The organism is Aeromonas piscicola, from assembly GCF_000820005.1.
GTDB classification, from domain to species: Bacteria; Pseudomonadota; Gammaproteobacteria; order Enterobacterales; family Aeromonadaceae; genus Aeromonas; species Aeromonas piscicola.
On the sequence record NZ_CDBL01000033.1, the window covers coordinates 24145 to 47530 of the forward strand.

22 protein-coding genes are annotated in these 23386 nt (G+C 58.4%); 5 read left to right on the top strand and 17 right to left on the bottom strand.

Going from position 1 to position 23386, the window contains the following annotated elements:
• Positions 1-264 precede the first annotated feature (264 nt).
• The 4 genes from gapS4b to ydfZ all read right to left on the bottom strand — a co-directional run bounded on the left by gapS4b (position 265) and on the right by ydfZ (position 3569).
• Positions 265-1386, bottom strand: coding sequence for a GapS4b family protein (gene gapS4b, locus BN1128_RS05310; RefSeq protein ID WP_042866839.1), 1122 nt, complete (start codon positions 1384-1386; stop codon positions 265-267).
• Positions 1376-2326, bottom strand: coding sequence for a GapS4a family protein (gene gapS4a / locus BN1128_RS24455; protein WP_082030362.1), 951 nt, complete (start codon positions 2324-2326; stop codon positions 1376-1378). Before gapS4a ends, gapS4b begins: the two co-directional genes overlap by 11 nt.
• 253 nt (positions 2327-2579) lie before the next feature.
• Positions 2580-3110: an REP-associated tyrosine transposase gene (locus BN1128_RS05315; RefSeq protein ID WP_042866841.1), complete on the bottom strand. Its 531-nt coding sequence runs from the start codon at positions 3108-3110 to the stop codon at positions 2580-2582.
• A gap of 261 nt (positions 3111-3371) precedes the next feature.
• Positions 3372-3569, bottom strand: coding sequence for a putative selenium delivery protein YdfZ (gene ydfZ / locus BN1128_RS05320; RefSeq protein ID WP_042866843.1), 198 nt, complete (start codon positions 3567-3569; stop codon positions 3372-3374).
• Between the two features lie 332 nt (positions 3570-3901).
• Here ydfZ and BN1128_RS05325 point away from each other — a divergent pair, with 332 nt between their 5' ends.
• Positions 3902-4402, top strand: coding sequence for a DUF1993 domain-containing protein (locus BN1128_RS05325; RefSeq protein WP_042866845.1), 501 nt, complete (start codon positions 3902-3904; stop codon positions 4400-4402).
• A gap of 95 nt (positions 4403-4497) precedes the next feature.
• On the opposite strand, the gene BN1128_RS05330 is transcribed toward BN1128_RS05325, so the two are convergent.
• The 4 genes from BN1128_RS05330 to BN1128_RS05345 all read right to left on the bottom strand — a co-directional run bounded on the left by BN1128_RS05330 (position 4498) and on the right by BN1128_RS05345 (position 7006).
• Complete coding sequence (locus BN1128_RS05330) at positions 4498-4947, bottom strand: SRPBCC family protein (protein ID WP_042866848.1); 450 nt, start codon at positions 4945-4947, stop codon at positions 4498-4500.
• 74 nt (positions 4948-5021) lie between these two features.
• Positions 5022-5534: a cupin domain-containing protein gene (locus tag BN1128_RS05335; protein WP_042866850.1), complete on the bottom strand. Its 513-nt coding sequence runs from the start codon at positions 5532-5534 to the stop codon at positions 5022-5024.
• A gap of 27 nt (positions 5535-5561) precedes the next feature.
• Positions 5562-6074, bottom strand: a complete 513-nt coding sequence (locus tag BN1128_RS05340) for a cupin domain-containing protein (protein ID WP_042866852.1) — start codon at positions 6072-6074, stop codon at positions 5562-5564.
• A gap of 275 nt (positions 6075-6349) precedes the next feature.
• On the bottom strand, positions 6350-7006 hold the full coding sequence (locus BN1128_RS05345) for a DUF3313 domain-containing protein (protein ID WP_042866853.1): 657 nt from the start codon (positions 7004-7006) through the stop codon (positions 6350-6352).
• A 335-nt stretch (positions 7007-7341) separates the two neighbouring features.
• Here BN1128_RS05345 and BN1128_RS05350 point away from each other — a divergent pair, with 335 nt between their 5' ends.
• The gene (locus BN1128_RS05350) at positions 7342-8025 is read left to right on the top strand and encodes a chromophore lyase CpcT/CpeT (RefSeq protein ID WP_209428544.1); all 684 of its coding nucleotides are present in this window, start codon (positions 7342-7344) and stop codon (positions 8023-8025) included.
• A gap of 18 nt (positions 8026-8043) precedes the next feature.
• On the opposite strand, the gene BN1128_RS05355 is transcribed toward BN1128_RS05350, so the two are convergent.
• On the bottom strand, positions 8044-8940 hold the full coding sequence (locus tag BN1128_RS05355) for a LysR family transcriptional regulator (RefSeq protein ID WP_042866854.1): 897 nt from the start codon (positions 8938-8940) through the stop codon (positions 8044-8046).
• A 101-nt stretch (positions 8941-9041) separates the two neighbouring features.
• Between BN1128_RS05355 and BN1128_RS05360 the strand changes: the two genes are divergently transcribed.
• Positions 9042-9662 (top strand): LysE family translocator, encoded by a 621-nt coding sequence (locus tag BN1128_RS05360; RefSeq protein ID WP_042866856.1) that lies wholly within the window; start codon positions 9042-9044, stop codon positions 9660-9662.
• A 180-nt stretch (positions 9663-9842) separates the two neighbouring features.
• On the top strand, positions 9843-11048 hold the full coding sequence (locus BN1128_RS05365) for a DUF2920 family protein (protein WP_042866858.1): 1206 nt from the start codon (positions 9843-9845) through the stop codon (positions 11046-11048).
• 92 nt (positions 11049-11140) lie between these two features.
• Here the strand turns inward: BN1128_RS05365 and BN1128_RS05370 are convergent, their stop codons facing one another.
• Together BN1128_RS05370 and BN1128_RS05375 are read right to left on the bottom strand one after the other, a co-directional pair.
• Complete coding sequence (locus BN1128_RS05370) at positions 11141-12250, bottom strand: YeeE/YedE thiosulfate transporter family protein (protein ID WP_244464559.1); 1110 nt, start codon at positions 12248-12250, stop codon at positions 11141-11143.
• Positions 12251-12377: 127 nt separating this feature from the next.
• The gene (locus BN1128_RS05375) at positions 12378-13883 is read right to left on the bottom strand and encodes a methyl-accepting chemotaxis protein (protein WP_276325053.1); all 1506 of its coding nucleotides are present in this window, start codon (positions 13881-13883) and stop codon (positions 12378-12380) included.
• Positions 13884-15253: 1370 nt separating this feature from the next.
• On the opposite strand from BN1128_RS05375, the gene mgtA reads away from it, so the two are divergent.
• The gene (mgtA, locus tag BN1128_RS05380; protein ID WP_042866861.1) at positions 15254-18016 is read left to right on the top strand and encodes a magnesium-translocating P-type ATPase; all 2763 of its coding nucleotides are present in this window, start codon (positions 15254-15256) and stop codon (positions 18014-18016) included.
• A gap of 135 nt (positions 18017-18151) precedes the next feature.
• On the opposite strand, the gene BN1128_RS05385 is transcribed toward mgtA, so the two are convergent.
• The 6 genes from BN1128_RS05385 to BN1128_RS05405 all read right to left on the bottom strand — a co-directional run bounded on the left by BN1128_RS05385 (position 18152) and on the right by BN1128_RS05405 (position 23371).
• Positions 18152-18799 carry a LysE family translocator gene (locus tag BN1128_RS05385; protein WP_042866863.1) on the bottom strand — a complete coding sequence of 216 codons (648 nt, stop codon included), beginning with the start codon at positions 18797-18799 and terminating at the stop codon, positions 18152-18154.
• Positions 18800-18915: 116 nt separating this feature from the next.
• The gene (locus BN1128_RS05390; RefSeq protein WP_042866865.1) at positions 18916-19734 is read right to left on the bottom strand and encodes an AraC family transcriptional regulator; all 819 of its coding nucleotides are present in this window, start codon (positions 19732-19734) and stop codon (positions 18916-18918) included.
• A 67-nt stretch (positions 19735-19801) separates the two neighbouring features.
• Positions 19802-20704 carry an EamA family transporter RarD gene (gene rarD, locus BN1128_RS05395; protein ID WP_042866867.1) on the bottom strand — a complete coding sequence of 301 codons (903 nt, stop codon included), beginning with the start codon at positions 20702-20704 and terminating at the stop codon, positions 19802-19804.
• 125 nt (positions 20705-20829) lie between these two features.
• The gene (locus BN1128_RS25845; protein ID WP_167335794.1) at positions 20830-21003 is read right to left on the bottom strand and encodes a hypothetical protein; all 174 of its coding nucleotides are present in this window, start codon (positions 21001-21003) and stop codon (positions 20830-20832) included.
• Between the two features lie 125 nt (positions 21004-21128).
• A complete protein-coding gene (locus BN1128_RS05400; RefSeq protein ID WP_042866868.1) occupies positions 21129-22625 on the bottom strand; it encodes an aldehyde dehydrogenase in 1497 nt (498 codons plus the stop codon).
• Positions 22626-22828: 203 nt separating this feature from the next.
• The gene (locus BN1128_RS05405) at positions 22829-23371 is read right to left on the bottom strand and encodes a cupin domain-containing protein (protein WP_042866870.1); all 543 of its coding nucleotides are present in this window, start codon (positions 23369-23371) and stop codon (positions 22829-22831) included.
• Positions 23372-23386 lie beyond the last annotated feature (15 nt).

Genomic DNA, 23386 nt, shown 5'->3' on the forward strand with positions numbered 1-23386 from the left:
TCGGCGGATTGGAGGGGGATCAAAACCGTGCCCGACTTTGACTTGGGGGAATCCTGTATGACCGCTTTGGTCAGAATGAGGTGGCGCGATCTTGGACGCCAGCGGCATCAAGCTTGGCCAGCAGAGAGGGGTACGGGTCCAGTTCGATAACGTCGGCGCTGTGTGGCTGGTGACGGCGTATTCAAGGTTAAAGGGTTGTAACTTTCTTTATTCAACCAACCTAGAAGTAAATATCTGGGTTGATATATTATGTACATAATGTCGTTACATCGTTTTTACTTTGTCGGAATAGACTTCATAGTATTTTATTTTTGCTTTATCAAGCTGTGATAATAGCATTTCCTTTACTTTGCTTGTTGAAATGCCTTCCTTTTTCTTGAATTTAATACTATTAACTCGAATGGCCAATTCGGATTTAACGTCCTTTTTTATGGTGAACTCTGGAAAGTCGAAGGTAATGTGGCATGTTCCACTAAAATTAGTGTAGTCAAAGGTGTAGTCAGCCTCTAGTGAATGTAGTTTAATATGTTTGTGCAGAGCTTTATCCTGGACAAAGAATGTTGAGTGCAAACCACTCCCTTTTAATATTAAGGTCGATATTTTCTTTTCCATCCAAGACATTTCAGTGGGGAGTTTTTGACTTTCATCAGGACTGAATCCTATATCTTTAGTATCCTTAAAATATAGTTCGCAGTCTATTGGGTTTTGGCTTACCCTTTGGAGAAAAAGAACTCTGTTCTCATTTGAAAAATCAGAAAATAGTATTTTTTTCAATTCCTCTCGTTTATCTATAAAACCAGACGACTTCATTTCATGAATCAAAGTAGATGTGATTGTACTAGCAACATCTTTTGTCTCTGATGATGTATGAGATAGCGATATATTAACATCAACAGAGTCTTTTTCTTTTTTCAATCTCACTTTCCCGGAGAATAATGTTGTATTTTTATCCCAGCTTTTACTGTAGTCATATCTTTCAATTGTAAATGCCAGTTCAATATTGTTACTATCACCATCTATAGTTTTAAAGGATGGGGAACCTATCAATTTGTAGTTGGAAAAAGGCTTATTTATCACTCTAGATAAGTCGAGATTCGCCGGTAGCATAGCTTTTAATGTATGATCGCCTTTAATACATTTTACGGTCTGCGTTTGAAGTTTTGGATTTTCCTCTTTTGTTTTAACTTTCTCGAGAATATCCGCAAATTCTTTTGGAGTAACTCCAGTCCTCACGATAAGAGGTACTTGGTCTGGCTTCTCGTCAGCGTAAGTGAAAACGCCTCTTTTTCTTAAAATTGCTCTGAGATCACTTTTTGTAATAAGTGAGTCATTGAGTAAGTCCCTTAAATTATCACCATATGGTAATACATATTTTTCATTTGCCATGTACTAAGCTCTCGAATGTATTCTTGAATGAATAAACATTTATATCTAAGGATCGACCAGCGTCACCTTGTAATTGCACTGCGCGATTAACTATAGTTTGGTGTTTAAGTGGGTCGTAATCAGGAAATAAAAATACAAAAGAATTTGTAAAGTTTTGTGACACATCACTGGCGAGATATATTAACCTATTCATTGCTTCTTCAGAAAAGCCATCTTTACAGCTCAAGCAAAATGACATTTTTTGGGAGTTTTTATCAGTCAATCTGAACGGGAGAATGTCTGATGTTAAATACTCGACGGGCATTACCTTGCCAAACTTATTAATTTTTGGGTCGCTGTAATTAGATGACGTGAAAGCATAGTGGAAATTAACATCCATATCATAATAAGAGCTTTTTATATATGATATAGAATCGTAAATAAATTTAGCTCTTTCATTATCTACCACGTAAATACATGAAAATGACAGGCCTTTCTCTATTACAATATTATGGATTTTTTTGAGAACATTCTGTTCTGACTCACTATCATTGGTTAGCCAAAACAGCACACCTATTTCTCTTGATGCTCGAATTCCACTCATTTCATAATCTGAGTTATTTATTGTTCTGAAGTCAGATAACATGAAGCACTCAAGAGTATGAGCTAGGTCACGAAAATAGCTTTTGAAGTGGCTTGTAGGATAGTTAGGATACGGTTTAGATGTGTATTTGACTGAGATTACTATGTTATCTAATGTGAAGTCTTGTAACTGTGACTTAACTGAATGGAACAGATCTATTCCATGAGTATTTTTATCACCATTACCTATTTTATGAGCGCCACCATGTTCACACGGGATGGTAACCCCATCCTGCGCGGCACTCCACCCAATCATGGTAATAAAATTACGCACGACTTTCTCACCATGCTCCCCAATTTTTTTAGATAACTCCCCCATCTCTACCTCTTCTGCAAATAAATACCAAAAGTTGGACGGTTAGTTATATCATGTGTCACTTGACTCTCTCAAGCTACCTTGCAAGTATTTGGCGAGTAGATTTGACTTTAGATATTTAAATAAAAATAAAGCATTGTAGGTTCGATTAGCGAAGCGTAATCGGACGATCGCGTAATCGGAGGCGAACTCTGACTTTCGAGGATTCGGTCAATCGTCCCTTCGATCATTCACAAAGGCAAAAACCTCGAGCGGTTCACTCCAATCCCCCCAACGGCCCATCCCCTAGCCCGCACCAATTCTGCGAATAGACGCCACTCGCCACATAACGATGGAAAGTGGAATACGGCCAATCGGCAACCTGCATAACATGACCATGCTTGAGCGGGTTGATATGGACGTAATCCAGATGGCGGCGGTAATCCTGCTCATCCCGGATCAGGTGTTCCCAATAATGGCGTTGCCAAATGCCCCGCTCCCCGTGGCGTAACCGGGTCTGGCTGCGCCGCTCGTTCACCGGCAAGGCGCGGGAAAAGCGGCTTTTGATCAGCCGCCAACGCAGGGGGAAATCGGTGTCCCCCTCCGGCAAAGAGAGAATGCAGTGGAGATGGTCGGGCAACACCACCCATGCGTGAATGGCGAAGGGGTGAGCCTGCTGCACCTTGGCAACGCTATGACGCAGCAGATCGATCTGCTCCACCAGCAACCGGTTGTTGCGCCGCTCCAGCAGGTTGACGGTAAAGAACCAGGTTCCTCCGGGCCACCAGGTCCGTCGCCAATTGGCCATGCCCTTCCCCTCGCTTCTGCCGAAAAGCCAAGCATAGCCTCGCCCCAGTTCGATCTGCTTGCGAGCCGTGATGACGTGGATGTTCCATTACGCGATCGTCCGATTACGCTTCGCTAATCGAACCTACGCAGCGACTCACACAGGCCTGAATCGATGCAGTCGAAGGGTGGGTAAAGCAGAGAGGGGGGATCAGAAACCCGGCCGCCAGATGGGGCGCGGTGGCCGGGTGAATTGTAAAGAGTAGGGTGACAGGGAAAGGGATCAGCCTAGTCTAATCAACTCGATGGGCGCGTAACGCTCTTGAGTGTTTGCCAGCAGCACGCACTTCTCATGCTCCGCCTGATAGGGGGTCATGTTGTCGGTGTGGGCCTTTTTCAGAACGTCGACGGCGCCGGTGGCGGCAATCATCACACGCTGACCCAGCTTCAGCGCATTGCGGTTTCGGTCATAGATTTTCATGGCACTCTCCTTTTCTTGTGTTGTACCCGGTTGGATGCCCGGGCTGCGGGATCAGCCTACGCCCCTGGAAAAACGTGATGCATGTCACAGATCAAAAAAGAGCCAAAGAAGGACTCAGGGTGCCGGCAGCCTCGAGTAAATCTGGGACACCCATCTTTCTGAGTAAGCCGTAGCCAGGTTGGTGATGAGTAAAAGATGGGTGCCCCAATACGCAGCTTCCTGTCGATGGGCATACCTTGTCGCGGCGGTTGTGGGGTGGGGGTGATACTGCGGGGGGATGCGCTATAGTGGTGCCGCTTGTTTAACTGCCTTCAACCAACCGAGAACGCACCATGAACCGTGATATTGCTGCCCAGTTTATCAAGATGCTGACCAACCTCGACCTGTGCCTGGCCAAGGCCGCCGCCCATGCCGAGGCGAAGCAGTTCAATGTGGAGAACTTCTTCGGCGATCGGCTGATCGTCGACATGCTGCCACTCAGCAAACAGGTGCTGATCTGCTGCGATTCGGCCCGTACCTGTGTCGCCACCGCCAGCCATGGCGAGCTGCCCGTGATGGGGGATGAACCCGGGACCATGGCGGATCTGCGCGCCCATATTGCCAAGACCATCGCCTTTTTGCAGAGCAAGCTGGATGCCGATTTCAGCCAGTTCGAGAGCGGTCGCTACGTCCCCCACTGGGCGGGCGGCAAGGGGATGGATGGCCATACCTGCGTCCACGAGTACGCCATCCCCAACTTCTACTTCCACCTCACCATGACCTATGCCCTGCTGCGCCGGGCCGGGGTCGATCTCGGCAAGCGGGACTATCTGGGCGGGTTGAACCTGCAATAAGTCTCAGGGTTGCCGGAATGAAGAGAGCCTGCCATGTGGCAGGCTCTCTTTTTTGGGCTGGCCGACGCGCGCAACCCGCTCGGGCCTGTGCCAGGCTACTCCCCCGGGATCTCGGGTTCGACCAGGGCAGCCAGCTGGGTCAGGGACTCCTGCCAGCCGAGATAGCACATCTCCACCGGTATGACCTCGGGGATCCCGGCCTGCTCGATGGCAAGCTCGGTGCCGCAAAGCACTCCGGTCAGGCTGATGGTCACCTGCATCATCCCTGGCAGGTTGGGGTCGTCGAAGCTGTCGGTGTAGCGGATGCGCTTGCCCGGCTCCAGTTCGAGGTACTCGCCGCCAAAGGCGTGGGCATGCCCGCTGGCAAAATTGCAGAATGACATCCGAAACGAGCCGCCAACCCGAGCCTCCAGATGCGCCACCCGGCAGGTAAAGCCGTGGGGCGGCAGCCACTTGGCCAGCGCATCCGCTTCGATAAAGGCCCGATAGACCCGCATCGGCGGCGCCTTGAGCACCCTGTGCAGTCGTACTGTTCCCGTCGTCATGATCAACTCCTCCTGATTGAGATCCGCATCAAGGATAGTCGCCAGCGCTGGGTCATTCTGGTATGAGCGCCGGATCAGAAAGGACCGTTACTTTTGCGCAACTGGTCCGGCAGGCCGTCATGATCACCCAGCTCGCGCTCGGGGACATCGTCCCAGTGCAACTTGCCGAGGGTGATATTGCGCTCGGGGTGAACGGCGTAGTGGATACGGTTGTCCTCCCGATCCGTGTCACCGATACAGAGCAGCCGAACAGTCTCTTCGGTGTTGTTGATAAAGGCGTGGGCCAGTCCGTCACCGGCCTTGAAGCCAACCGAGTCGCCCGGTTGCAGCCGATGGAGCACCCCATCGAGCCAGACATCCGGCGTCCCTTCCAATACGTGGACGAACTCGTCCTCGGTCTTTTCGGCGTGGGGCCAGCTGGTGCGGTGGCCGGGTTCGACGATCTCGTGGTGAATGCCGATCCGGCTAAAGCCGAAGTGCTTGCCGAGGGCGCAGCCGCGTGAAAGCGGCTCCTGACTGCCGGAGTAGTAACGCGGCGTCTGCTCTTGCAGCTCGCGCCAGTGTTTGATGCAGGGGTGGCGATTCATTGTGATTCCTTATGCTGTGAAGGGTGCTCAGAACGGGCCGTTGCGCTCGCGCAGCCGGTCGGGCAGGCCGTCGTGATCACCCATGTCGCGCCCGGGCACGTCGTCCCAGTGGCGCTTGCCGATCTGGCGGTTGTACTCGGGGTGCAGGGGGTAGTGGATGCGGTTGTCGGCGCGATCCCTGTCCCCTACGCAGAGCAGCCGCACCGGCTCATCCGTATTGTTGATAAAGGTGTGGGCCAGCCCGTCACCGGCCTTGAAGCCCACCGAATCCCCCGGTTGTAGCCGATGGAGCACCCCATCGAGCCAGACATCCGGCGTCCCTTCCAGTACGTGCACGAACTCGTCTTCGGTCTTTTCGGCGTGGGGCCAGCTGGTGCGGTGGCCGGGCGCTACCAGCTCGTGGTGAATGCCGATGCGGCTAAAGCCAAAGTGCCTGCCCAGCGCGCTGCCGAGGGACATCCGCTCCTCGCTGCCGGGGTATGATCCCGGCTCCGGCTCTTGCAGCTCGCGCCAGTGTTGGATGCTGGGGTGACAGGTCATAGTGGTTCCTTATGCTATGAGGAGGCGGTCACGGGAGGGGTCATCCTAACTGCCAGAATACGGGGGAGAAAAGCAGAAATCGGCGACCGGTTTCACCGCTGACGGCGAAACAGCGGACTCGGCTATGGGTCGATTCCCATCCGACAAGGGCTACGCGGCCATGCTACCGGCGCGAACAAAAAATGCAGACAACAAAGAGGGAGCCGCTGGCTCCCTCTCTCGATCTTGTCAGCACCAGTTTTCGGATGCCTATTTGCCGCTGTTATTTTCCACTCTTATTTACCAATATTGTCCGCCAGCTGTTTGGCGCGGCTGGCAGCCCACTGGTCGATCATCTTCTCCATCTCCTCGGCTGTGATGGGCGAATCCTTGTGGGTGGTGTCCGGGCTTTCGCGGGCATCCATCACCCGCACCAGCAGCTTGCCGCTCTGGGAGTCGAGCAACTGGGCCATACTGCCCACCTTGAGCAGGTAGGGCTCCTTGCCGATCACTTCGCGGGTGACGTTGATGGCGATCTTGGCTGGCATCAGGTCACGCAGTTTGGGGTCGGGACGGGTCAGGTCGAAGTTGGTGACAGCCGACTGGATCCGCATTACCCCCGGGCCGGGGGCGGTGGCGATCTTGACGCCGTGGCGGATCAGCTCGCTCTGGAACTTGTCGTGGTAGTAACGGCCAATCTGGTTCTGTTCGTTGGCGGTCAGCAGATACCACTGGCCATTCTCCTGGCGGATAAACTGCAGCGGATCGAGCAGCACCTGATGGTACTGGCGCAAGTCGACCCCGGGCTCCTTGTAGACGCGCTGATTAGCGTTGCTTTCGCTCGGTTGAAAGGCCGCCAGCGGGATCGCCTGCAACCCCTGCGATACCTGATTCTTCACTGCGCAGCCACCCAACAGGATGGCCACCATGCCTGCGATTACGGCTCTCTTCATCTTTGCTCCTGATATGCATGGCCCTGGCATCCAATGCGCAAGGCGTTGCAAGAGAAATAACCGATTCAAAGAGCGCCCACAAGAGGAAGCGGTCGCCCGTTCAGTCGTCATCCAAGTTATCGGGGAGGGGGCTGGGCTTGCCACTGGCTGGCTGGGCGGGCTGGCTGGCCCCCTGTGTCGGCAGGTGACGGGGCCATGGAACCCGGCGCAACCGTCACTTCTTTTCGCTAACACTGTGATTTTTCAATGGATCGGCAAGGATTTGATCAAGGTTGCGGTTATTGCGGCCATTCGCTCATATAATCGCCGCCATGAAAATGATTCGGAAGGATTCGATGGTCACGCTGATGGCGGCTCTGTGCGGGCTACTCTGCACCTGCCTGGTATGGGCGGCGCCCGCCCCCTTTGTCTCCATCCCGCCCGGCCCGTCAGCGGCCAGGGCGACGACGACTCAGGTCAGCATGGAACCGCTGCTCTCCTGGTTCACCGGCGAGTTCTCCAGCCGGGAGCAGGCCAGTTATGACTCCCGTTTCACCAGCGCCGAGCTGCGGCTGGTGGAGATCTGGCCCGGCTACAAGGGCTTTCGCTGGGTCTATGCCGAGCAGTTCCTGACCGAGCGGGCGGTGCGCCCGTTTCGCCAGCGTATCTACCGTTTCTCTCCCGTGCCCGATGGCCGCATCCTGATGGCCGAACTGACCATGCCCAGAGCCGTCGACTTCGCCGGCGCCTGGCGCGACCCCAGTCTGCTGGACTCCCTCACCCCGCAACAGCTTTCCCTGCGTCAGGGTTGCGAGATTTGGCTGACCCGCCAACCCTCGGGGGAGTATGCGGGCCACAGCAAGGTCGGCAGTTGCTCCACCAATTTCGGTGGCGCCAGCACCCTGGTTCAATACCTCTGGATCGGCCCCCACAGCGTCAGACTGCTGGACCGGGCCTATGACAACGAGGCCCATCAGCGCTGGGGCAGCCCGGGCGAGGGCTATGTCTATCTGCGCAGAGCGACGCTGCGCGGGGAGTAACCCGGTCCGGCCTGCCTCTCATGCGGGCAGATCCAGCTCATGCCGGTGGTCGCTGAGGTAGTCGATGAGCAGCCGCAGGCGCAGCGGCATCGGCTCCCTGGCCGGATAGAGCAGGTTGACCGGGCGCGGGGCGGGCAGGGCATCCGGCAGTATCTCCAGCAGGGCCCCGCTGGCCAGCTCCTGGCTCAGCAGGGCTCTGGGTTGCAGCACTATGCCCGCATGATTCAGGGCCGCCACCTTGAGGGCGCTGCCATGGTTGCTGATGAACTGGCTGTCCCACAGGTGCAGATGTTCGAGGAGAAACTCCTCGGCCAGGCTCGACTGCGTCAGCCAGGGGCTGAAACCCAGGCAGCGGTGACGGGCCAGATCCGCCAGCTCGATCGGAGTGCCGTGGCATTGCAGGTAGTGTGGCGAGGCACAGAATACCGAGGTCGAGCTGGTCAGTGGACGTGCTATGTAGGCGGCATCCTTGGGGGTACCGACCCGAAAGATGAGGTCGAAGCCGTCGCCGATCACATCGACCAGCCGATCGCAGAGATCCAGTTCGATGCGGATCTGCGGGTACTGCGCCATGAAGCGGCACAGCAAGGGGGTCAGCCGATAGCTGCCAAAGGTGATGGGGGCATTGATGCGGATCTTGCCCGCCGCCTGACCCGTGTGGGCCCGGGTGTTCTGCTCCAGCTCCCGATAGTGCTGCAGCAGGCTCTGGCAACCGCCGAGGTACTCTCTGCCCGCCTCGGTCAGGCTCTGGCAGCGGGTGTTGCGGTTGAGCAGGCGGGAACCCACTCTGGCTTCCAGCCATTTGATGTATTTGCCGATCATGGCCGGCGTCATCTCGAATCGCTCCGCCACGGCACTGAAGCTGCCCGCGCGGGCGACTTCGACGAAGATCTCGATGGCGGTCAGACGATCCACTCTAAACTCCTGGTTTATAAAGCCGAGCGCCACTATGTCTGGCTGGCGAAGAGGCTGTCAATATACTGGGCGGCACTTGACCGACGATGGAATACCCTGTGATGAGCCTCGAATATTACGCCCTCTACCTGCTGCTCGCCGTGGGGACTGTGCTCAGTCCCGGCCCGGCGGTGATCTACACCATAGGCAACACCCTGACCCGGGGAACCCGCCACGCCATCGCTGGCTTTGTCGGGGTGGCGGTGGGGATATTGATGGTGGCGACCCTGGCCTCGCTGGCGGTGCTCTGGTTTACCCATTTGCTGGCCGGGGGGCAGCAGATCCTCACTCTGGGGGGCGCCCTCTATCTGCTCTATCTGGGGCTGAACTCCTGGCGTCAGCGCGCGGTCAGCCCGGTCGTGGGGGCCTCCACCGATCGGGATTGTGGCCGCAGTTTCGCCAAGGGAGCGCTCATCAGCCTGCTCAATCCCAAGGCGATCATCTTCTTCACCAGCCTGTTTCCCCAGTTCATCGATTTTCGTCAGGGGGCGCTGGGCCAGTGCATGCTGCTGGCGCTGACCTTCAGTGCCGTGGTGCTGGTGGTGCATGGCGGCTACTGCCTGGTGTTTCGCTGGGTGGGCATGCAGGGATATGGCGAGCGCTTCGCCAGGGGGATCAACCGGCTGTCGGCCGTGATGTTCACCGGTTTCGCGATCCTGCTGCTGATCAGGGCGCTGGGCTGAGTTAAAAGGAGAGTCCGGGCGGGATGAGGCCCGCCCGTGTCTTGCGTAAGCGTGGTGATAGAGACGCTCACAGTGAATTCAGGCGCGGCTAGGAAAAAATAAGATTCCATTGACGCCGACAATGCAGCATGCTCCGCTCTTTCGGGGAATGGCGCCGTGATAGCCAGGATCCCAACTGGAATGGTCGAGGCGATGCGGGCTGCATCACCTTCCAACAAGGTCGACATCATGTCCTATTACGAACACAGCGTTGCTGGTCATCCCGATGTCGAATTGGGGCTATGCGGCGATCGCCAGGTGCGCTACCGGATCCACTGTGCCGAGCAGGCCGGCAGCGGCCTGGTGGTCTATATACCGGGATTTGGCGGTGATCTGGGTGCTTATAGCGAAGTATTTTGCGAGAGGGTCGCCACGCAGCACGGCATGGCGGCGCTGTGCGTCGACTATTTCTGCATGCGATCGCGCCCTTCGGTGGGGGCTGGCATTTCATTGCTGCCGGGTGAGCGGGAGCGTGCGCTCTCTCTGCTGGCGTTGCCATTGGATACGCCAGATGCCGCGCTATTGCGTGCGCTGGATGGTCTCCAGCCGGACGCGCCGCTGCGTTTTCAGGGTTTGCTCACGCCCCCCGACGGCGCCTACCAGAACTTTGGTGTGATGGCGGCGCTCGATATTCTCAACGCCATCGAAGATGCCATGCGCCGCTACAATGGCAACCGCGACAATCTGATACTGGTGGGTTCCTCCTATGGCGGCTATTTGGCGCAAATGGTCAACAAGTTCCGCCCGGGTTACGCCCGCGCGCTGTTTGACAACTCCTCCTGGGCTGAACCTAATCTGGCGTATGTGGTGGGGCGGGATATAGGGGCGGTGGAGTACCAGTGCACGCTGCAAGGCGGGGTGGAACTGGCATTGTGCGTGTGTTCTCCCTGGCGGATGGTGGCCGGGCACCCTCATGAGTTTGACGTGGATGCCTTCATCATCCGCTCCTTCAGTGCCTCCCAGCTCGATCAGATGGCGGAGCAAGGAGGGACGGCCACCTTCTGTCTTATGGTGCACGCCATCCATGATCCCATCGCTCCCACTGAGGCCAAACTGGCCATGGCGCGAGCCATGCTGGCACGGGGCTTCAACGCCGAGTTGGTCCTGTTCGATGAGTCCAGCATTGATGGTGACTTCATTCGCAACATGGAACACGGTATGGGACTCTCCATGCTGCAATTTTTCGAGCAGGGGCTGGCCCTGCTCGCCGAACGCTCGCCAGACTTTCAGGCCAGTCGGGCTACTGAAGTGACCCTGCAAGCGGGCCATTCCATCTATCATCTGGACTTTGGTTGTCCCCTGGTGCGATTGCATCGCCACCGTATCGAGAGCATGGCGCCAGCCTGACGTCCCATGCCGGGGTTGCCTTGAATGGGGCGTTTGCCAAAACAACAACGGGGGCCAGGCCCCCGTTGTTGTTGATATGAATGGAAAGTAGGTCAGAGCTTGAACAGCGGCCGCAGGCGGATGCCGATCAGGCTGCCGGCCAGGGCCATCAGCATCCAGACCCAGCCGTGCAGGCTGCCCGACGCAGTGCCGTCGAAGAAGCCACCTAGGTTGCAGGCACTGTACATGGCGCCCATCCCCATCAGCAGGCCGCCAATGATGGATGCCAGGCTGTTGCCGAGCCGCATCGGGGCGAAGTTGCCGCCACCGCTGATGCAGCGCGCCAGCATGGCTCCCAGGATCCCCAGCCAGAACATGCCGACCATGGGATTGATGAAGAGTGGCTGAGCCAGTTTCGGGTTCCCCTCGAACAGGCCGAACAGGGAGGCGCCGCGCAGCGCCATATCATAGACTGCGCCGGTGATGGTCCAGGCCGAGCCGTGCAGAGCCACCACGCTGGAGTTGAGCAGGGCGATGAGAATGCCGCCGGTCAACACGGTGAAGCGGCCGTCGCGCCAGAACAGGTTGCCACCGCTGAAGAGGGGCTTGAGCTCGCCGGTGCGTTTGAGTTCGCTGTTGCGAAACAGCAGAAAGAGCACGGCGACCAGCGCCAGGTTGAGCAGCATGCCGCTCCAGATATTGCCGGTCAGATCCTTGGCCAGCACCACCTGGCTGGAGAAGGTGGCATCCAGCGCGGGTCGGAACTGGTTGCTGATCAGGGTGCCTATGCCGTAGCAGAGCAGCACCAGCCAGAAGCGGGGTTGCCCCTCGCCGCAGCAGTAGAGGGTGCCGGTGGCGCAGACGCCAGCCAGCTGCATGCCGATGCCGAACAGGAAGGCGCCGACGATGAAGGGAATGCCGATGGCCATCACGTTGCCCACCATGGCATCGCCAAACAGGGCGTGACTAAAGGAGAGGAAGCAGGTGAACAGCAGGATTTCGATGGCGATAGTGAGCAGGTGAACCCGCACATAGTAGCTGTTGCGCTTGGTCAGCATCTCGCGCCAACCGAACACTATGCCGAAGCGGCTGAAGGAGAGGGTGAAGCCGAAGCCGAATCCGATCAGGGCCATCAGGGCCCATTTCATACCAAAGGTGTTGCCGAGCCAGAGTAACGCTCCCCCCGCGAGTGCCACGATGGGGAGCGACCATTTTCGATTCATGTTGTTGTTTCCTGTGCGTCATGAGTGAGTGGAAGTCGAGCATCCTATTCCCACATTGAGTCCAATGCTATCGGTTTGGTTGATGGTAAGGATTGCGGGACGCGGGGGCTAACCGTGTCCCTGGTGGTCAATCGCGAGAGTTGGCGGGGATATCGAGGTGAAAATGCTGGGTCTGCTGGGTCAGGGTTCGTGAATGTTGAGCCACAATATCGGCCTCTTCCGCAGCCTGGCGTGCGCTGTCGTTGACCTTGGTTGCGAGCTGTGACATTTCAGTGATGCTGTCGTTGATCCCGTAGATACGTGTTTTTTCTTCTCCCATCAGGGCGCTGACCTGAGCGATCCGCCGGCAGATTTCGCCACAGCTTTGCTCGATGCGGGTAATGCTCTGTTTGGCATCAGCAACATGTCCTACTGTCTGCTCGACCCGGGCCAGTTCAGTATCCATTTCACTAACTGCTCTCTGGCTGACATCCTGTATCTTGCCGATGATGGTGGTGATCTCGGTTGTTGCCTCGCCGGTGCGATTGGCCAGTGAACGTACCTCATCGGCAACCACGGCAAACCCACGCCCCTGTTCACCGGCGCGGGCCGCTTCGATGGCGGCGTTGAGCGCCAGCAGGTTGGTCTGTTCGGCGATACCGTGGATTGCCCCCGCCAAGCCGGATATCTGCTGGGATAACCCGGCCAGGTCTGCAATGGTGCCTGAGACCTGTTTAACTCCGTGAGCCTGGGCCTCGATCACTTGTTCCACCTCTTGTATGACCAGCCGGGTGGCACTGGCGTGAGCTTCTGACTGGGAAGTCAGGGTGCTGACCTGCTGCAACTGTGCATCTCCCTCCTGGATCAGGGCATATAACTGCTCGATGACCTGCTCAACCCGCTTGGCGGATGTCACTTGGGTCTGACTGTCGTCGACATGCTGGCGAGAGAGGGTGGTCAGGCTGGTGGCCTTGTCGTTCAGTGAGCCTGCGCTCTGCTGCAATGACGCCACCAGCGTTGAAAGTTGATCCCGCATGCTGCCAATTCGTTGGATCAGATCACCGATTGCATCGTTGCCAGGGTTTGGCATGGGGCAGTTCAGCGCACCGGCGGCAATGGCGGCGGTGGCCTTGCCTGCCTCCAGCAGGCGTTGCTGGGTTGGCCGTCCCAACCAGAAGACCAGAGTACATCCCATCAGGGCGGCGAGCAGCAGTAACCAATAGCACATCTGGGTGGTCTGGGTGAGTTGTTCCAACTGTTCAGTCGCATACTGGTTGCCATGAGTGACGGTGGCATCCACCCCGAGCCGGTGGGCCCTATATATGGTGTGCAATTCAGCCGCTATGGTGGTTGCACGCTCGAGATTGCCCTGCTTGATGGCTGGAATGAACTGGCCATTGAGGAGTTGCCAGAAGTGCTCGCCTTGTGTGCGTTGCTCGCCAAGCAGGCTCCTTTTTAGGTCTTCATCTAGCGAGCTTTCCTGCCAGAAGCGGTTGCGAGTGTTGAAATCCTGTTCCAGGCGGGCGAGGGATTGCAGCAGATTCTCCTGTTCATCAGCCTTGGCATGAAGCAGGGTGTAGACCAGCAGCTGGGACTCGATGAGGTAGAGTGGGGGAGGCAATATGTCGGCGACGACATCTTTCCCTTCCCCCATCTTGTCCGCTGCGTTTTTTACCGAGTGCAGACCAAAAAAGCTGATTGATATCAATACGATGAATATCAATATACCCAGCGCTTGGCTGAAAAAAAGCGAGCGGTCGTGAATTGCCTTCAACATGTAACCTCCATTCGAATCCATATCATGGATAGCATAGTCCTATCCTGAGCCGACGCTCCGAAACCTCGGGGATGGCTCGGCCAAGTGCGTTTGATGGCCTTTGCGGTGGTGTGAGAGAACGTGTATATGGGCAGGGGAACTGACTGGCCTGATATTGCAGCCGGTCAGCTGTAGCGTAATATTATTACATTGCTATTTTTAATTAATTTTTTAAAAACGAATTTAAATTTTGCGCCCTCGAATACTTTTGGGTAGAATCTCGGCGTGTTATCAACAGATGGAAGGATATTATGGAAAGCGACAGTTGTAGCCGATTGCAAATCGCGATGTGGGCTTGCCAGAGCTGAGGTTGATATCCTTTCTTCCCCCTCACTCTGATCGCTCAGAGTGCAGCATCTATATGAGTCACCTTCGACTATCACAACCGCTTAATCCCGGCCTTCATCAGGGATTGTCGTTGTAAATCTGGATTGTTCCGCTCACCTGCGAGCCATGCCGCCTCGCGACCCTGCAATTGAACGCTTCATCATGCGCCCCGGGTGCTGCCCGTCAGGGCCGCCACAGCGTCGGAACTGTGCATCCGTGCCGTGGCCGGGAAGTGATCGAGCGTAAAATAACAAGATGGACAATATCATATTGAAAACAGATTCGTTTTCGATAGGACAGGTTGCGAAATAAAATAATTGACGTGATTGCTCAATATATTCCGGTCGTGGCAAAGGTTGCACCGTAATATTTCCATGGGGCGCGGTTTTCTCCGTTATCTTCACCCGCCCGGCATCGCTGACATTATTCTCTGACCGGCATCCAGTTATTTCAAGCTGTCGTTATCCTTATTTCCTTTATGGGTGTATGCCGCTCTGATGGCGGGATCACCGGACTCGTCCGCCGATAATACAGACCCGCGGGTCATGCTCGCCAACGACAGTGTATCTGGCTGTCAGTGGCCGCGCCCGGCCCTCTCTCCACCCCACTCGGAGGATATCGTATGACCGAAGAGCCCAAGCCTCGACCCTCGGGGTCCACGCCTCCCCACGCCTGATCCCCCTGCGGGTAACAGGATGCGGAGTCCTGATCCCTGATAGCCCCCTACCTGCTGGCAAGCTTGCCCGACAGACATACCGTCTGGCGGCAGCCATGCTGCGCCTGCGCCAACCGGGGGCCCATTGCCTGTCTCACATTAGAACTGACGCCTGGCCTGGCCCGCGACAGGGCCTTGCTGCAAGCGAAAATCAGGATAAAGAGTTATGAAGCAACAACATACCGCCAGCCGGCACAAGCAAAAGGGATTCGTCTCTCCGGGCCGTGCCAATGAGAAGCTCTCCTCACGGGTGCTCGACGAGGCCGACAAGTCCCTCGAATACACCCTCACTGCCGTGCGCGGCAATATCGACGGCCTGACCTCGACCGAGGCGGCCAACCGTCTGGTCCAGTTCGGCCCCAACGAGGTGACCCACGACAAACCGCCCCATCCGCTGATCCAGCTGATGCAGGCGTTCAAGAACCCCTTCGTGATGGTGCTGATCGTGCTCGGGCTGGTCAGCTACGTGATGGACGTGCTGATGGCCGAGCCGGGTGACGAGGATTGGGTCAAGGTGATCATCCTCGGCGTCATGGTCAGCCTGAGCGGCCTGCTCCGCTTCTGGCAGGAGTACCGCTCGGCCAAGGCGGCCGAAACCCTCAAGTCGCTGGTGCGCAACACCGCCACAGTGCAGCGTCGCCCTTCGCCGGGAGCCCCCTCCCTGCGCAAGGAGGTGGCGATGGTCGAGCTGGTGGCCGGTGACATAGTGCACCTGCAGGCGGGGGACATGATCCCGGCCGACATCAAGCTGATCGAATCCCGCGATCTCTTCATCAGCCAGGCGGTGCTGACCGGCGAGGCCCTGCCGGTGGAGAAGTACGACACCCTGGGGGCAGTGGCCGAGAAGTCGGCGGACGGCAGCAGCACGGGGGAGGTGGGCCTGCTCGACCTGCCCAACATCTGCTTCATGGGCACCAACGTGGTAAGCGGCACCGCCAAGGCGGTGGTGGTGGCGACCGGCAGCGACACCTACTTCGGTTCGCTGGCCCGCAACGTGGTGAGCCACAAGCGCATCGAAACCAGCTTCGATCGGGGCGTGAACAGCGTCACCCGGCTGCTGATCCGCTTCATGCTGGTGATGGTGCCCGTGGTCTTCATGCTGAGCGGCGTCAGCAGTGGTGACTGGATGTCGGCGCTGACCTTCGCGCTGGCGGTGGCGGTGGGGCTGACCCCGGAGATGCTGCCCATGATAGTCTCCGCCAACCTGGCGCGGGGCGCCGTGGCCATGGCCAAACGCAAGGTGGTGGTCAAGCGGCTCAACTCGGTGCAGAACTTTGGTGCCATGGACGTGCTCTGCACCGACAAGACGGGCACCCTGACCCAGGACAAGATCATCCTGGAGCACCACTACGACGTGCGCGGCAGCCGGGACGACAGGATCCTGCAGCTGGCCTGGCTCAACAGTTATCATCAGAGCGGCATGAAGAACCTGATGGACATAGCCGTCATCGAGCACGCCGATGCGCTGGGGGCGGGCTGCAAGCCGGGCAGCTACAGCAAGGTGGATGAGCTGCCGTTCGACTTCGTGCGCCGCCGCCTGTCGGTGATAGTGCAGGATGAGAGTGGCCAGCAGCTGATGGTCTCCAAAGGGGCGGTCGAGGAGATGCTCTCCGTCTCCAGCCACATCGACGACGGCAAGCAGATCCGCGAGCTGGATGAGATTGAGCGCCGTGCCCTGCTGCGCCGCAGCGAGGAGTACAACGCTGACGGTTATCGGGTGCTGATAGTGGCGACCCGCGATATCCCGGCTGCCGAGTGCAAGCAGAGCTACCGGACCAGTGACGAGGCCGGACTGGTGGTGCGCGGCTTCCTCACCTTCTTCGATCCGCCCAAGGATTCAGCCGCCCCGGCCATCCGTGCGCTGAACGACTACGGCGTGGCGGTCAAGGTGCTGACCGGTGACAACCCCATCATCACCAGCAAGGTGTGTCGCGATGTGGGGCTGAATCCGGGGGTGCCGCTGCTCGGCAAGGACATAGAGGTGATGGACGACGTGGCCCTGTGCACAGTCGTCAAGCACGCCACCATCTTCGCCAAGCTCACCCCGCTGCAGAAGTCGCGGGTGGTGAAGGCGTTGCAGGCCAACGGCAACACGGTCGGTTTCCTCGGTGACGGCATCAACGACGCCCCGGCGCTGCGGGATGCGGATGTGGGGATCTCGGTGGACAGCGGTGCCGACATCGCCAAGGAGACGGCCGACATCATCTTGCTGGAGAAGAGCCTGATGGTGCTGGAAGAGGGGGTGGTCAAGGGACGCGAGACCTTCGGCAACATCCTCAAGTACCTCAACATGACTGCCAGCTCCAACTTCGGCAACGTCTTCTCGGTGCTGGTCGCCTCCGCCTGGCTGCCCTGGGCGCCCATGCTGGCGATGCAGATGCTGATCCAGAACCTGGTGTATGACGTCTCCCAGATGCTGCTGCCCTGGGACAAGATGGATCCCGAGTTCCTCAAGCGCCCGCGCAAGTGGGAAGCCAGCAACATCAAGCGCTTCATGCTGTGGCTCGGCCCGACCTCCTCGGTGTTCGACATCAGCACCTTCTGCCTGATGTGGTTCGTGTTCGGTGCCGGCGCCATGTATGCCACCGCCAACGGCAGCATGGATCCCCTGGTCAATGGTCAGGCCATCATGAACTCCGGCTGGTTCATCGAGGGGCTGGTCTCCCAGACCCTGGTGGTGCACATGCTGCGGACCCGCAAGATCCCCTTCCTGCAGAGTACGGCCACCCTGCCGGTGCTGTTGTCGACCTCCATCGCCATCGCCATCGGCTGCTACCTGCCGTTCTCGCCGCTGGCGGAGCACTTCGGCTTCATCACCCTTGAGGCGCCCAGGTACTTCATGTGGCTGGTGATCACCATGCTGGCCTACATGGGGCTGACCCAGGCGATCAAGACCATCTACATCAAGCGCCACGGTCAGTGGTTCTGACAGGATAAGCCTGGTCATCGAGCGCCACCGTCAGTGGTGCCCGGTGTGAACCAGATTGCCATGCGGGTCTTTATCCGTGTGAACGAAAGAGGGATGGCTCAGGCCATCCCTCTTTTTCATGGGGCCGGGAGGAGATCAGTGCGGGACCAGGGCATAGGCCTCGCCGGCCATGCCAGTCAGGATGGAGAGGCTGACAGCGCCGAACAGCAGACCTGTGACCAGATTGAGCGGGCGCTGGATCCGGCCAAGCAGGCGTTGGGCCCGCGGGGTGGAGAGGCTCCAGGCCAGCACGCCGAACCAGACCAGAGAGAGCAGGAACAGCTCCAGCACCAGCAGGCCGCGCGTCAGGCCGTCCACCTGCGGCGTCACCATGGCCGCCAGCAGTCCCATGAAGAACAGCAGCGCCTTGGGATTGAGCAGATTGGTGGCAAGCCCGTTCCATATCCCCTTGCGCCAGCCCTGCTGCTCTCCGCCAGCCTTGAGGGCCAGTGTTGCCGAGCTGTGCCAGGCAGCCTTGAGCGCCCCCCAGCCGAGCCAGCCCAGATAGAGGGCGCCGACCACCTTCACCGCCATGAAGAGCCAGGGATGTTCGGCGATCAGCAGGCTGATGCCGGTCAGGCTGAGGGTGGCGTGCAGCAAGATGGCCAGTGCTATGCCGAGCGTAGCCCCCAGTGCCGTTGGCCTGTGCAGGCTGGTACGCAAGATCAGCGCGAAGTCCGGCCCAGGGCTCGCCAGGGCGATCAGGTGGATGAGACCTATGGTCAGAAACAGGCTGGTGAACATGGTAAAACCTCGATGACGGTATGAGGTGACAGCATGGGGGATCAGGGCGGGGAGGCGATTGTAAAAGATTGCAGCTGTTGATGGTTATCGGCCGCGCTGGCCTGTCATGGCCCTGGCTAGCCGGGCTGGCCCGTAAAAGACTGCATCTGCTGACGGTAATCGGCGGGGGTCAGCCCGAAGGCCCGCCGAAAACCGTGGTGGAAGTGGCTCTGATCGAAGAAGCCAACCGCCAGCGCCACCTCGCTCACCGGCAGGCCGCTGCCGAGCAGGCGCTTGCCCTGCTCCAGTCTCAGTCGCTTGAGCCAGGCATAGGGGGTCATGCCAGTCTTTTTCTTGAACTGACGCAGGAAGGCGAAGCGATCCAGCCCGAACAGGGCGGCCAGATCCTCCAGGCTGTGGCGCTCATCCAGTCGGGCCAGCAGATAGTCGCGCAGGTATCTGAGCTGGGGATCCGCCAGGGCGTGGCGCTCCGGCGCTATGTGCAGCAGCTCGCCGAGCAGGTCCAGCAGCTGGCTTTCCGCCAGCAGGCCGTCCGCCTGGGGCGTGTCCAGGTACATGTGCAGCCGGGCGAAACCCTGGTAGAGGTCGGGGCGGCTCTGCAAGCCCTTGTCGAAGAAAGGCTCGGGGCTGTCCGGTAGCCAGCGCGCCAGCTGCTCGGGGGCAATGGCAAACACCCGTACCTCATACCCTTCCGGCAGCAGACTGAGGCCATCGTGCATCTCGTCCGGGTTGACGGTGGAGAGCTCGCCGCGCACCAGATTGTGGCTGTTGCCCTTGTGGATGAATTTCTGGCCGCCCTGCTGCACCAGACCTATGTGATAGTCCAGGTGAACGTGGCGGCCATAGCTGAACTCCCTGTGGTGGGAGTGGGAGAGTTCAACCCCCGGCAGCAGCCGGGATTGCCAGTAGTGGATGCGGGATTGGGGAGCGCTCATCGACTATTGATAACCTGAAACCTGAATATTGGCTTGTAGATTATTGCAGTGTCGACGAGTCATGCCGTCAACCCTGGCTGGCAGCCCGGCGCCGCTTGCCGCTGCGCAGCCCGTCCAGGCTGAACAGCACAAGCGCACTCCAGATGCAGCCGAAGGTGATCAGCTTGTCCAGCGCCAGCTCTTCCCCGTAGAGCGTGACCGCCAGTATGAACATCAGGCTGGGGCCTATGTACTGGAAGAAACCCAGGGTGGAGAGCTTGAGCCGGGTGGCCGCGGCGGTGAAGCAGAGCAGGGGCGCCGTGGTGACGGCACCGGCAGCGATCAGCAGAAGGTTGAGGTGCCAGCTGTTCTCCGTCATGTGGCTGGTGGGGCTGTCGGCGAATCCCCACAGGTAGATGGCGGCCGGCGGCAGCATGATCATGGTCTCGATCAGCAGGCCGGTGAGGGCATCGAGGGCCAGCTTCTTGCGGATGAGGCCGTAGATGGCAAAGCTGGAGGCCAGCACCAGCGCTATCCAGGGCAGGGAGCCGAAGGCGATGAGCTGGACGGCGACCCCGATCACCGCCAGTCCCACGGCCCACCACTGCAGGCGACGCAGCTGCTCGCTCAGGAACAGCATGCCGAGCAGCACGTTGAACAGCGGATTGATGTAGTAGCCGAGGCTGGCATCCAGCATGTGACCGTTGTTGATGGCCCAGATGAACAGCAGCCAGTTGCCGCCGACCGTGATGGAGGTGAAGGCCAGGGTGAGCAGCACTTTTGGTTGGCGCAGCACGGCCTGCACCTTGTGCCACTGGCGGCCGATCAGGGTCAGCACCATCAGCAGGACGCAGGACCAGATCATGCGATGAGTCAGGATCTCGGCGGCCGGTACGGCTGAGATGGTCTTGAAATAGATGGGGGCGAGACCCCAAAGGGTATAGGCGCACAAGGCATAGATGATGCCCTGACGCTGAGCTTGTTGCTGCATGCGGATAACCTTCACTGGAGAGTCGGATGCTGGAAAACATCGCAAAAAATCAGTGTAGCGATCCTTTTGGAGGGAAAGAAGTGAATAAATGGTGATCAGCGGATTTTAACGACAGGTTGCTCTGCTCAGCGGCCCCCGCCGCGACGGATCTTCTCGACGTCCACCAGCAACCACAGCATGAGTGCAATGGCGGAGATCCACGGACCCCAGGTCACATAGGCCTCGCCCTGTCCCAGCATGTAGAACAGCAGCGGCAGTCCTATCACCAGAAACAGTACACTTCCCAGAAAAAATAACATTTTTATCTTTATATTTAAGGGCTTGTCTATTTGATGATTATATCGATTGAGGCGGGCGATGAAAGGGTAAAAATGAAAAAGGGGGATTTCTCCCCCAATTCGCTAGATGAGCGTCATTTCTGATGCTATTCGAGCTGGATCCAGGTGCTTTTCAGCTCGGTGTACTTCTCCAGGGCGTGCAGCGACTTGTCGCGACCGTTGCCGGACTGCTTGAAACCGCCGAACGGCATTGTCATGTCGCCGCCATCCCAGTTGTTGACGAACACGGTTCCGGCGCGCAGGGCGCGGGAGCCCTTGATCGCCTTGTTGAGATCCGCCGTCCAGAGCGCCGCGGCCAGACCGTAGTCGGTGTCGTTGCCGAGCGCTATGGCTTCTTCGAGCGTGTCGAAGCCGGTCACCGCCAGCACAGGGCCGAAGATCTCTTCGCGGAAGATGCGCATCTCGGGCGTCACCTCATCGAAAATGGTGGGCTCGATGTAGAAGCCGCCGCTCTCGATGTGGGTGCGCTTGCCCCCCAGCAGCAGCTTGGCTCCTTCCTGTTTGCCAATCTCGATATAACGCAGCACTTGCTCCATCTGGACGCTATCGACCATGGCGCCGATGCTGGTGGCGGGATCGAGCGGGTTGGCGGAGATCCACTCGCGGGCATGGGCCAGCAGCCGTTCCATGAACTGCGGCTTGATGCTGTTTTGCACCAGCAGGCGGGAGGCGGCGGTACACACCTCGCCCTGGTTGTAGAAGATGGCGCCGGCGGCACTCTTGGCGGCGGCGTCCAGATCCGGCGCGTCCGCCAGTATGATGTTGGGGCTCTTGCCGCCACACTCCATAAAGGCGCGCTTGAGGTTGGACTTGCCGGAGCACTGCACCAGATATTTACCAATCTTGGTGGATCCGGTGAAGGTGATGCAATCCACATCCATGTGCATGGCCAGCGCCTCGCCCACCGTATGACCAAAGCCCGGCAGCACGTTGAAGACCCCATCCGGAATGCCCGCCTCTTTCGCGATCCCGGCGATGCGCAGGGCGGTGAGGGGAGATTTCTCGGAGGGCTTGAGGATGACGGAGTTGCCGGTGGCCAGCGCCGGGCCCAGCTTCCAGCAGGCCATCACCAGCGGGAAGTTCCAGGGCACTATGGCGGCGACCACGCCGAGGGCCTCGCGGGTCACCAGCGCCAGTGCGGACTCTTCCACCGGGGCGACCTGATCGTAGATCTTGTCGATGGCCTCGGCGTTCCAGGCGATGCAGTTGGCGGCGGCGGGGGCGTCATACCCCATGGCATCACCGATGGGCTTGCCCATGTCCAGCGACTCCAGCAGTGCCAGCTCCACCTGGTTGAGACGCATCAGCTCGGCAAAGCGTTGCATGATCAGCTTGCGCTGTTTCGGGGCCAGCCCGCTCCAGCGCTTGTCACTGAAGGCGGCGCGGGCGGCTTGCACCGCCAGCTCGGCATCGGCGGCGTCGCAGGCGGCGACCTTGGTCAGCAGCTGGCCATTGGCCGGGTTGATGCAGTCGAAGGTGGCGCCATTGATGGCATCCCGGTAGCTGCCGTTGATGAAGGCTTGCGAGGGCAGGGTCAGGTGGGCGGCCTTGTGTTGCCACTGGGCCAGGGTCAGGTCACTCATGTTCACTCCTTGAACCGGCAAAGAATTGGTCTCCGCGTATCAATATGCTAAACATCTTGCCGCTTGTAAATCCATTCTGTAACAATTCATTAAACACTTGCCCCTTTATCCTCGGCAATGGCGGCCATCCTTGTCACTCGCCATGAGCGAGAAACCGGCCGGGGCAAGGTGCCAGCGATCGGCGTGAACGCCGCTGAATGGCCTTAGAAACTGGCCGGGGTGTTGGCGGAGATCAGCACGCACTCCTGCTCGCCCACGTTGCGAAAACGGTGAGGGGTGCGGCTGTCGAAGTAGTAGCCATCACCCGCCGCCAGCTGGTGGACCTGCTCGCCGACGGTGACCTCGACCGTGCCCCGGATGACGATGCCGCACTCTTCTCCCTCGTGGCTCAGCATGTCGTCACCCGTGTCGGCACCCGGCGGCAGTATCTCCTGCATCATGCCGATGGCACGGTTGGCGCGGCTGTGGCCAACCAGCCGGTAGCTGATGGGATGGGTGCCGAGATCCGGCATGTCGCTGGCGCGGAAGATCACCTCGGTTCCCATCTCGGTCTCTTCGGTGAAGAAGCTGGCCAGGGACATGGGGATACCTTCCAGCACCTTGCGCAGTGAGGAGACCGAGGGGCTCACCTGATTTTTCTCGATCTGGGAGATAAAACCGTTGGTCACACCGGAGCGTTTCGCCAGCTCGCGCTGGGAGAGGGCCGCCTTGGTGCGAACCGCCTTGAGGCGGTGACCTATATCCATCAATAGACACTCCTT